Here is a 9,819-nt window from a genome sequence, read left to right on the forward strand (position 1 = left end):
TACTTCTACACGACTTCGCGCGCACCGCGTCAGCAACAGCGCGTGAACACCGAAGCTTCCCGTCACTTTCGCGCGCCCTCCGGACGCCGGTCTCACTCCCCCCTCATCCACTGCTCCATCACCGACAGCAGGTGATCCGGGTCGACCGGCTTGGTCACGTAGTCGGATGCACCCGACTCGATCGCCTTCTCCCGGTCGCCCTTCATCGCCTTCGCGGTGAGCGCGATGATCGGGAGCCCGGCGAACTGCGGCATCCGGCGGATCGCCGTGGTCGTGGCGTACCCGTCCATCTCGGGCATCATGATGTCCATCAGGACGACCGCCACGTCGTCGTGCTGCTCCAGCACCTCGATGCCCTCGCGGCCGTTCTCCGCGTACAGCACGGACAGCCCGTGCTGCTCCAGGACGCTGGTGAGCGCGAAGACGTTGCGGATGTCGTCGTCGACGATCAGCACCTTCTGGCCACCGAAGCGGATGCCGCGGCGCGACGTCCGGGGCGCCGGCTCCTGCTGCTCCAGTCCCTCGCCCTGCCACTGCTCCGGCTCCGGAGCGGGCCGCTGCTCGAGCGTGATCCTGCGGCGGCGCCGGAACAGCGCGGCCGGACCGTTCTGCGTCTCCCGGTACGACTTCACCTCCGCCGGGGTCTCGACCTCCGCGGGGGGCAGCTCGGCCGACGCCACCAGGTCACCGGCCTCCAGCGAGGGCATGGGCTGCTGATAGCCGTGCGGCGGCAGCTCGCTCGGGTGCAGCGGCAGGTACAGCGTGAACGTCGAGCCGCGCCCCGGTTCGCTCTGCGCGTGGATCTCGCCGCCCAGCAGCTGCGCGATCTCCCGCGAGATGGACAGCCCCAGCCCCGTACCGCCGTACTTGCGGCTGGTGGTGCCGTCGGCCTGCTTGAACGCCTCGAAGATCACCCGCATCTTGCTGGCCGCGATGCCGATACCCGTGTCGCTCACCGAGAACGCGATCAGGTCCGCGTCCGGGTCGGTCAGCGAACCGGTCTCCAGCAGCTGCTCCCGGATGGCCTGCGGCACGTCCTCCCGGGCCGGCCGGATCACCAGCTCGACCGATCCGGAGTCGGTGAACTTCACCGCGTTGGACAGCAGGTTGCGCAGCACCTGGAGCAGCCGCTGCTCGTCGGTGTGCAGGGTGGCCGGCAGCTCCGGGGAGACCCGCACCGACAGGTCCAGGCCCTTCTCCGCGGTCAGCGGCCGGAAGGTGGCCTCCACGTAGTCCACGAGCTGCACCAGCGCGATGCGCGTCGGGGAGACGTCCATCTTGCCCGCCTCGACCTTCGACAGGTCAAGGATGTCGTTGATGAGCTGGAGCAGGTCGGAACCGGCGCCGTGGATGGTCTCGGCGAACTCGACCTGCTTCGGGGAGAGGTTCCCCTCCGCGTTGTCGGCGAGCAACTTGGCCAGAATCAGCAGCGAGTTGAGCGGCGTACGCAGCTCGTGCGACATGTTGGCCAGGAACTCGCTCTTGTAGCGCATGGACACCGCGAGCTGCTCGGCGCGCTCCTCCAGGACCTGCCGCGCCTCCTCGATCTCGGTGTTCTTCACCTCGATGTCGCGGTTCTGCCGGGCCAGCAGCTCGGCCTTCTCCTCCAGTTCGGCGTTGGACGCCTGGAGCGCCTTCTGCCGCTGCTCCAACTCCGCCGACCGCTCCCGAAGCTGCTCCGTCAGCTCCTGCGACTGCGCCAGCAGCCGCTCGGTCTTGGTGTTGACCGAGATGGTGTTGACGCTCGTCGCGATCATCTCGGCGATCTGGTTGAGGAAGTCCTTCTGGATCGCCGTGAACGGCGTGAACGACGCCAGCTCGATGACGCCGAGCACCTTCCCCTCGAACAGCACCGGAAGCACGATCACCTGCGCCGGCGGTGCCTCCCCGAGCCCCGAGGAGATCTTCAGATAGCCGCTGGGCGCGTTCTCCACCAGGATCGTGCGCTTCTCCATGGCGGCCGTCCCGATGAGCCCCTCACCGGGCTGGAACGACGTCGGCATGGACCCCATGGAGTAGCCGTACGAGCCGAGCATGCGCAGCTCGAACTGGTCGTCGTCCGCGGCGTTCAGGTCCTCGCCGTCGACCAGCGGCATCGCCAGGAAGAACGCGCCGTGCTGCGCGGACACCACCGGCGTCAGCTCGCTCATGATCAGCGAGGCCACGTCCTCCAGGTCGCGGCGCCCCTGCATCAGCGCCGAGATCCGCGCCAGATTGCCCTTGAGCCAGTCCTGCTCCTTGTTGGCGATCGTGGTGTCGCGCAGGTTGGCGATCATCTTGTTGATGTAGTCCTGGAGCTCCTGGATCTCCCCGGACGCGTCCACGTCGATCTTCAGGTTCAGGTCGCCACGGGTCACCGCGGTCGCCACGCGCGCGATGGCACGCACCTGCCGGGTCAGGTTCCCGGCCATCTCGTTCACGGACTCCGTCAGGTCCCGCCACGTGCCGTCCACGTCCCGCACGCGTGCCTGACCGCCCAGCTGCCCCTCGGTGCCCACCTCGCGTGCCACGCGCGTGACCTCCTCGGCGAAGGAGGACAGCTGGTCGACCATCGTGTTGATGGTCGTCTTCAGCTCGAGGATCTCACCGCGCGCGTCGATGTCGATCTTCTTCGTCAGGTCACCCTTGGCGATGGCCGTCGTCACCATGGCGATGTTGCGCACCTGACCGGTCAGGTTCGACGCCATCTGGTTCACCGACTCGGTGAGGTCCTTCCACGTACCGGCCACACCCGGCACATGCGCCTGACCGCCGAGGATGCCGTCCGTGCCCACCTCGCGGGCCACCTTGGTGACCTGCTCGGCGAACGCGCTCAGCGTCTTCACCATGATGTTGATGGTGTCCGCGAGCTGCGCCACCTCACCGCGCGCCTCGATGCTGACCTGCCGCGTCAGATCGCCGTTGGCGACCGCGGCGGAGACCTGGGAGATGTTCCGCACCTGAGTGGTCAGGTTCTTGGCCATCAGGTTGACGTTGTCGCTCAGGTCCTTCCAGATGCCCGTGACACCCGGCACGTGCGCCTGCCCGCCCAGGATGCCCTCGGTGCCCACCTCGCGGGCCACCCGGGTCACCTGCTCGGCGAACGACGACAGCTGGTCCACCATCGTGTTGACGGTGGTGACCAGCTCCAGGATCTCGCCCTTGGCGTCGACGGTGATCTTCTTCGACAGATCGCCCTTGGCGACCGCGGTCGTGACCTCCGCGATGTTGCGCACCTGGAGGGTCAGGTTGTTCGCCATGCCGTTCACGGACTGCGTGAGGTCCTTCCAGGTGCCGGAGACACCCTGCACCTCGGCCTGACCGCCGAGAATGCCCTCCGTACCCACCTCACGGGCCACGCGCGTGACCTCTTCGGCGAACGACGACAGCTGGTCCACCATCGTGTTCAGGGTGTTCTTGAGCTCCAGGATCTCCCCGCGCGCGTCCACGGTGATCTTCTGCGACAGGTCACCGCGCGCCACCGCCGTCGCCACCTGGGCGATGTTGCGCACCTGACCGGTCAGATTGGACGCCATGCCGTTCACGGAATCCGTCAGGTCCCGCCACACACCGGCGACCCCGGGCACCTGCGCCTGACCGCCCAGCCGGCCCTCCGTACCCACCTCACGGGCCACCCGCGTGACCTGATCCGCGAAGGACGACAGCTGGTCCACCATCGTGTTGATGGTGTTCTTCAGCTCGAGGATCTCCCCGCGCGCGTCGACGTCGATCTTCTGCGACAGGTCACCCCGCGCGACGGCCGTCGTCACCTGCGCGATGTTGCGCACCTGACCCGTCAGATTCGACGCCATCGAGTTGACGGAGTCGGTCAGCTCCTTCCAGGTGCCCGACACGCCGTCCACGCGCGCCTGACCGCCCAGCCGGCCCTCCGTGCCCACGTCCCGGGCCATCCTCGTGACCTGGTCGGCGAAGCTCGACAGCTGGTCCACCATCGTGTTCACGGTGTTCTTCAGCTGGAGCATCTCACCGGAGACGTCCACGGTGACCTTCTGCGACAAGTCACCGTTGGCGACCGCCGTCGTCACCTGGGCGATGTTCCTCACCTGTCCGGTGAGGTTGCGGAACGCCGTGTTGACCGAATCCGTCAGGTCCTTCCATGTCCCCGCCGCCCCCGGCACCTGTGCCTGGCCGCCCAGCTCACCCTCGACACCGATCTCCCGCGCCACACGCGTGACCTCGGCACCGAAGGCGGACAGCTGGTCGACCATCGTGTTGACGGTGTTCTTCAGCTCCAGCATCTCGCCGGCCACGTCGACGGTGACCTTCTGCGACAGGTCGCCATTGGCGACCGCCGTCGTCACCGCCGCGATGTCGCGCACCTGAGTGGTCAGGTTCCGGAACACCGTGTTGACGGAGTCCGTCAGGTCCTTCCACGTCCCCGCCGCACCCGGCACGTTCGCCTGGCCGCCCAGCCGCCCCTCGGCCCCGACCTCGTTGGCGACCCGCGTGACCTCGTCCGCGAAGATCCGCAGCGTCTCGGTCATCTGGTTGATCGTCTCGGCGAGCTGCGCGACCTCGCCACGCGCCGGCACCGTCACCTTCCGCGACAGATCACCGTTGGCGACCGCCGTGGTCACCTCGGCGATCCCGCGCACCTGCGCCGTGAGGTTCCCGGCCATGGTGTTGACGGAGTCGGTGAGCTCCTTCCACACACCGTCCACCCCGGGTACCTGCGCCTGCCCGCCCAGGGCACCCTCCGTGCCCACCTCACGGGCGACGCGGGTCACCTCCGAGGAGAACGCGGAGAGCTGGTCCACCATCGTGTTGACGGTGTTCTTCAGCTCGAGCATCTCGCCCTCGACATGCACGGTGACCTTGCGTGACAGATCACCGCGCGCGACGGCCGTCGTCACCAGGGCGATGTCACGGACCTGCGCGGTCAGCCGCTCCGCCATCGTGTTGACGGAGTCCGTCAGGTCCTTCCACGAACCCGACATCCCCCGCACCTGGGCCTGCCCGCCCAGCTTGCCCTCGGTCCCCACCTCGCTGGCCACCCGGGTGACCTCGTCGGTGAACGTCGACAACTGGTCGACCAGGTTGTTCACGGTCCGCGCGACCTTCAGGAACTCGCCCCGCAGCGGATGCCCGGCCCCCTCCGGCGCCGCCTGCGTCCGCAGCTCCATGCGCGGCGACAGATCACCCTCGGCCACCGCCGACAGCACCCGGCTGACCTCGGAGACCGGCCGCACCAGATCGTCCACCAGCGCGTTCGAGTTGTCGATCGCGGTCGCCCAGGAGCCCTCGGAAGCCCCCGTCTCCAGCCGCTCCGTGAGCTTCCCCTCACGCCCGACCATCCGGCGCACCCGCGCCAGCTCACCCGTCAGATGGAGATTGCGGTCGGCCACCTCGTTGAAGACCGCCGCGATCTCCGACATCACGCCGTCGCCGGACACCGTGAGCCGCTTGCGGAAGTTCCCGTCCCGCATCGCCACCAGGGCCCCCAGGAGACGGTTCAGTGCCGCCGTGTCCACCGTCGTGGTCCCGCCACGGGCCTTTCCCGGCTTACTCAGGGACTGTCCGCCTTTCGCGCGCGTCGTCTTCGTGCCCCGCGTCGCTGCGCCAGACTCCACTGTGTCCCTCCCGCAGGGGTCGACCGTTACCGCTGTGCCCGGTCACGCCACCAGGGACGCTCCCGTTTACTACTGTGCTCTGTCCGTACTACTGCGATTTCCTGCCCGACGTTCCAAGGCGCCGCCAGGAGGCTGCTGCCCACCCGGCGCGGAAGACACACGGCCTGCCCGGACCTTCACAACAAGCCTGCCCAGTGTTTCACCCCCACCGAACCAGGCCATAACAGTTCGGCAGCTTCGCACATCGTCCGCACACCCGCCGGATGGCAAACACCTCCGGACGGAAACACAGCAGACCGGCATCCGCTCGGACCGCGAAGGTAAGTAACCTTGCATCCGGCTGTCCAGCCACGCCGGTCCGTCCGGCCTGGGCGGTGGCACGGAGACGAGCGGGCATCGGAGGGCGGCCGCACACATGACCACCGGACTGATCCCGGGGGAGCAGCCCCCGGACCCACGGCCGACTGACGGCCTGCCTCACCAGAGGCACGAGCCGGTCGGCCAGGGAGCCATGCCTGTCGAGAACCGCTCGAGGAGTTCTGTGATCACCGCGCGCGCGGCCGCCAGCTTCGAGCCCGTGGGACGCTCGGTCGCGAGCGCCCGCTCCTTCGTCCGCGACACCCTCCAGGGGTGGGGCTTCGGTGACATCGTCGACGACGCCGTCGTTCTCACCAGCGAACTGGTGACCAACGCCGTGGTCCACGCCGGCACCTCCGCCGACCTGCTCTGCCTGCGCAGTGATGAGGGCGTACGGATCGAGGTGGCCGACCGGTATCCGGAGCGCGAAATTCCCCTCCAGGGCACCGCGGTCAACATGGGCAGCCCCGACCGCGAGGGAGGCCGCGGGCTCCAGCTCTGCGCGGCCCTGGCCGGCCACTGGGGCGTGGACTACACCCCCACCCACAAGACCGTCTGGTTCCAGCTCGACCTTCCCGACCGCCCGGTCGGCACCCGCGCCGCCGGCCCCTCCCTCCCGGCCCACCTCCTCCCGCTCGCCGACACCCGGGTCCGTGTCGCCGTCGTACAGATCGACCGGGCCGGCTCCATCAGCGCCTGGAACGAGGACGCCGAGGAACTCTTCGGCTACACCGCCGAGCAGGTCACCGGCAAACCCCTGACCGACCTCGCGGCCTGGCCGCACACCCCCGGCACCGCCACCGGCATCGCCGACGCCCTTCAGCTGTCCCGCTGGGAGGGCAGCTACGGCATCAGGGGCGCCAACGGCCGAGTGATCCCCGTCTATGCCTCCCACTTGCGGGTCCGGGACACCGAGGGCGATCCGTCAACGGTCTGCCTCCTCGTGCGGGACCACGAACGGGCGGTTCTCCAGACCCCGCTGCGCGGCCCCGCGTCCGACACGTCCGGCACCTCCGAGGGCGGCCAGAGCACCGACCCCTTCGAGGTGTTCATCGGCTCCCCCGCCCCCGACGACCTCGACGGCCTGCTCCAGCGCACGGTGGAACGTGCCCGCGACATGCTCGACGGGGACTCCGCGTTCCTGCTCCTCGCCACCGACGACGAGACGGAGCTGGAGGTCCGCGCCTCCACCGGCCTGCCCTCGGCCCGCCAGCGCTTCGCCCGCGTCCCCGTCGAGGCCGGACCCGGCCGCTACGGCTCCGCCCGCATGCCGGCCGTCCACGAGGACCTCACCGCCGTCCCCGGCGCCGTCCCGCTCCTCAACAGCACCGGCATGCGCTCGGTCGTCACCGTCCCGCTGAAGGTCGAGGGCCGCCTCACCGGCTCCCTCGGCGTCGCCGCCGAGGCACCCGGCAGATACTCCAACGAGGAGGCGCTGCGCCTCCAGTTCGCGGCGGACCGCATCGCGCTCGCCGTCGAGTCGGCCCGCCTGGGCGAGCTGGAGCGGCTGCGCCGCGGCTCGCTCAGCTTCCTCGTCGAGGCGTCCGATCTCCTGGCCGGCACCCTGGACCGGGACCAGACCCTGGCCCTGATGGCCCAGATGACGGTGCCGACCCTCGCCACCTGGTGCGCCGTCTACACGATCGCCGACCAGGCCTCCGAACCGTATCTGTCCTATGTGCTGCACGAGGACGAGGAGCTCATCGACGGCATCAAGTCCCTGCTGTCGAAGATCGCCCCGCCCGACCCGGTCCCCACCCCCGGCGCCCGCGTCTGGTCGGCACCCGCGGAGGTGGCCCACCAGGCGGCCCTGCGCACCTCCATGCGCAGCCTCGGTCTGAGCGGCGGCCCGACCCGCCAGGTCACCCCCGGTATCGGCCCGACGCTCGCCACGGCCTCCGCGGTCGGCGGCGAGACGGTGGTCCTCCCCCTGGTCGCCCGCAACCGCGTCATCGGCATGCTGACGCTCGGCAAGCCGACCGACGAGCACTTCCGCCAGGAGATCCTGGAACTCGCCGAGGACCTCTCCCGCCGTGCCGCCCTCGCACTCGACAACGCCCGCCTCTACTCCGAGCGGACGGCCATCAGCCAGTCCCTCCAGCGCAGCCTCCTGCCGCCCGAACTCCCGACGGTCGACGGAGTCGAAGTCGAGGTCATCTACCGCGCGGCCGGCGAGGGCAACGAGGTCGGCGGCGACTTCTACGACCTCTTCCCGATCAGCGACGGCGCCTACGGCTTCGCCATCGGCGACGTCTGCGGTACGGGCCCGAACGCGGCGGCCGTCACGGGCCTCGCCCGGCACGCGCTCCGCCTGCTGGCCCGCGAGGGTCTGAGCGGCCCGGCGGTCCTGGAACGCCTCAACTCCGCGATCCTCGACGAGGGCGCCCGCAGCCGCTTCCTCACCCTCCTGTACGGCGAGATGCGCCCGCAGGAGGACGGCAGCGCGGAACTGAAGGTGGTCTGCGCCGGCCACCCCCTCCCGCTCCGTCTGCGCCAGGACGGCACGGTGGAACCGGCGGCGGAGCCGCAGCCCCTCCTCGGCGTCATCGAGGACCTCGAGCTGTACGAGCAGACGGTGACCCTCGATCCCGGGGATGTCCTGCTCTGCGTCACCGACGGCGTCACCGAGCGCCGCGAGGGTCCCCGGATGCTGGGCGACGACGGCCTGGCCGACGTCCTGACGACCTGTACCGGACTGACGGCCGGCGCGGTCGCGGCCCGCATCATGCGCGCCGTGGAGCGCTTCGCCTCCGAGCCGCCGTCCGACGACATGGCGATCCTGGCCATGCGCGTACCCGGCCTGCACAAGGACTAGGACCGGCCCCAGGGCATGAGAAAGGCCCCGCCCGAATGGGCGGGGCCTTTCTGTCCGAGCCCCCAAACGGAATCGAACCGTTGACCTTCTCCTTACCATGGAGACGCTCTGCCGACTGAGCTATAGGGGCCTGTCGCCGTTTCCGGGGTTTCCCCCGCGGCAACGGAATAGATCATACCCCGAACAGACCCGTGCTCCCAACCGGCTCAACCCGCCGGCTGGAGCAGCCCGCCCAGGGCATTGCACGCCGCCGCGATCCTCTGCATGTCCCGCTTGGTCAGCGACGCGTCCACGGGAAGCGCGAGCGTCTCGTCGGCGGCCCGCTCGGTCTCGGGCAGGGACACGCACCGCCGGAACTCGGGGAGCCGGTGCACGGGTGTCTTCACCGGCACACGGCACTCAACGCCCTTGCCCCGTACGGCCCGTGCGAAGGCGTCCCGGTCGGGCCGGCCGTTCCCCGGCACTCGCACGACGTACTGCTGATAGGTGTGCCCGACCCCGCCCTCGGGTGTCCGCACGCCCCTCAACTTGGCGTCGAGGAAGGCCGCCCGCTCCCGCCGCTGGGCTATCTCGTCGTACGGCGCCTCGGACTCCCCGTGTTCCAGCACCAGCAGCCCCTGCCGCCGCCCGAACGCGTGCAACGCCCCCATGTCGGCGGGCCGACCGAAGCGGTGTACGACAATGACGGCCGCCGTCCGCGAAGTTGCGGCCGCCTCCACCGCGTCCGGATCCAAGCAGTACGTCGCCGGGTCTATGTCGGCGAACACCGGCAGCGCCCCCGCCATCGCGACGGCCTCGGCGACTTCCACGTTGCCGAAGGCCGGTACGACGACCTCGTCACCCACTCCGACACCAGCGGCCCTGAGCAGTGCAGCAGTACCCATGTGGTGGATGCTCGTTGCGCAACGTGAACTTCAAGTGACGCAGAACAAAAAAGGGTTGGACCCGGAACGGAAGTTCCGGGTCCAACCCTTTTGAAGAATTGTTCGGCGGCGTCCTACTCTCCCACAGGGTCCCCCCTGCAGTACCATCGGCGCTGTAAGGCTTAGCTTCCGGGTTCGGAATGTAACCGGGCGT

General features: G+C 69.4%; 3 protein-coding genes, 1 tRNA gene and 1 rRNA gene. 1 reads left to right on the forward strand and 4 read right to left on the reverse strand.

Features of this window, described 5'->3' with window-relative positions:
* Positions 1–92: 92 nt before the first annotated feature.
* Positions 93–5,570: a HAMP domain-containing protein gene (locus ACZ470_RS29440; RefSeq protein WP_468432075.1), complete on the reverse strand. Its 5,478-nt coding sequence runs from the start codon at positions 5,568–5,570 to the stop codon at positions 93–95.
* Positions 5,571–5,985: 415 nt separating this feature from the next.
* Here ACZ470_RS29440 and ACZ470_RS29445 point away from each other — a divergent pair, with 415 nt between their 5' ends.
* Positions 5,986–8,742 carry a SpoIIE family protein phosphatase gene (locus ACZ470_RS29445; protein ID WP_468432077.1) on the forward strand — a complete coding sequence of 919 codons (2,757 nt, stop codon included), beginning with the start codon at positions 5,986–5,988 and terminating at the stop codon, positions 8,740–8,742.
* A gap of 57 nt (positions 8,743–8,799) precedes the next feature.
* On the opposite strand, the gene ACZ470_RS29450 is transcribed toward ACZ470_RS29445, so the two are convergent.
* The 3 genes from ACZ470_RS29450 to rrf form a co-directional block, all read right to left on the reverse strand.
* Positions 8,800–8,872, reverse strand: a tRNA-Thr gene (locus ACZ470_RS29450).
* A gap of 76 nt (positions 8,873–8,948) precedes the next feature.
* On the reverse strand, positions 8,949–9,611 hold the full coding sequence (locus ACZ470_RS29455; RefSeq protein ID WP_468432089.1) for a DegT/DnrJ/EryC1/StrS family aminotransferase: 663 nt from the start codon (positions 9,609–9,611) through the stop codon (positions 8,949–8,951).
* A 115-nt stretch (positions 9,612–9,726) separates the two neighbouring features.
* A 5S ribosomal RNA gene (gene rrf / locus ACZ470_RS29460) occupies positions 9,727–9,819 on the reverse strand; the annotation flags it as partial.

This window comes from Streptomyces sp. NPDC031111 (genome assembly GCF_055570675.1).

What these genes read in the sequence shown, in the direction of transcription:
- ACZ470_RS29445 (WP_468432077.1), top strand. Translation starts at nt 5,986, where the DNA reads ATGACCACCGGACTGATCCCGGGGGAGCAGCCCCCGGACCCACGGCCG.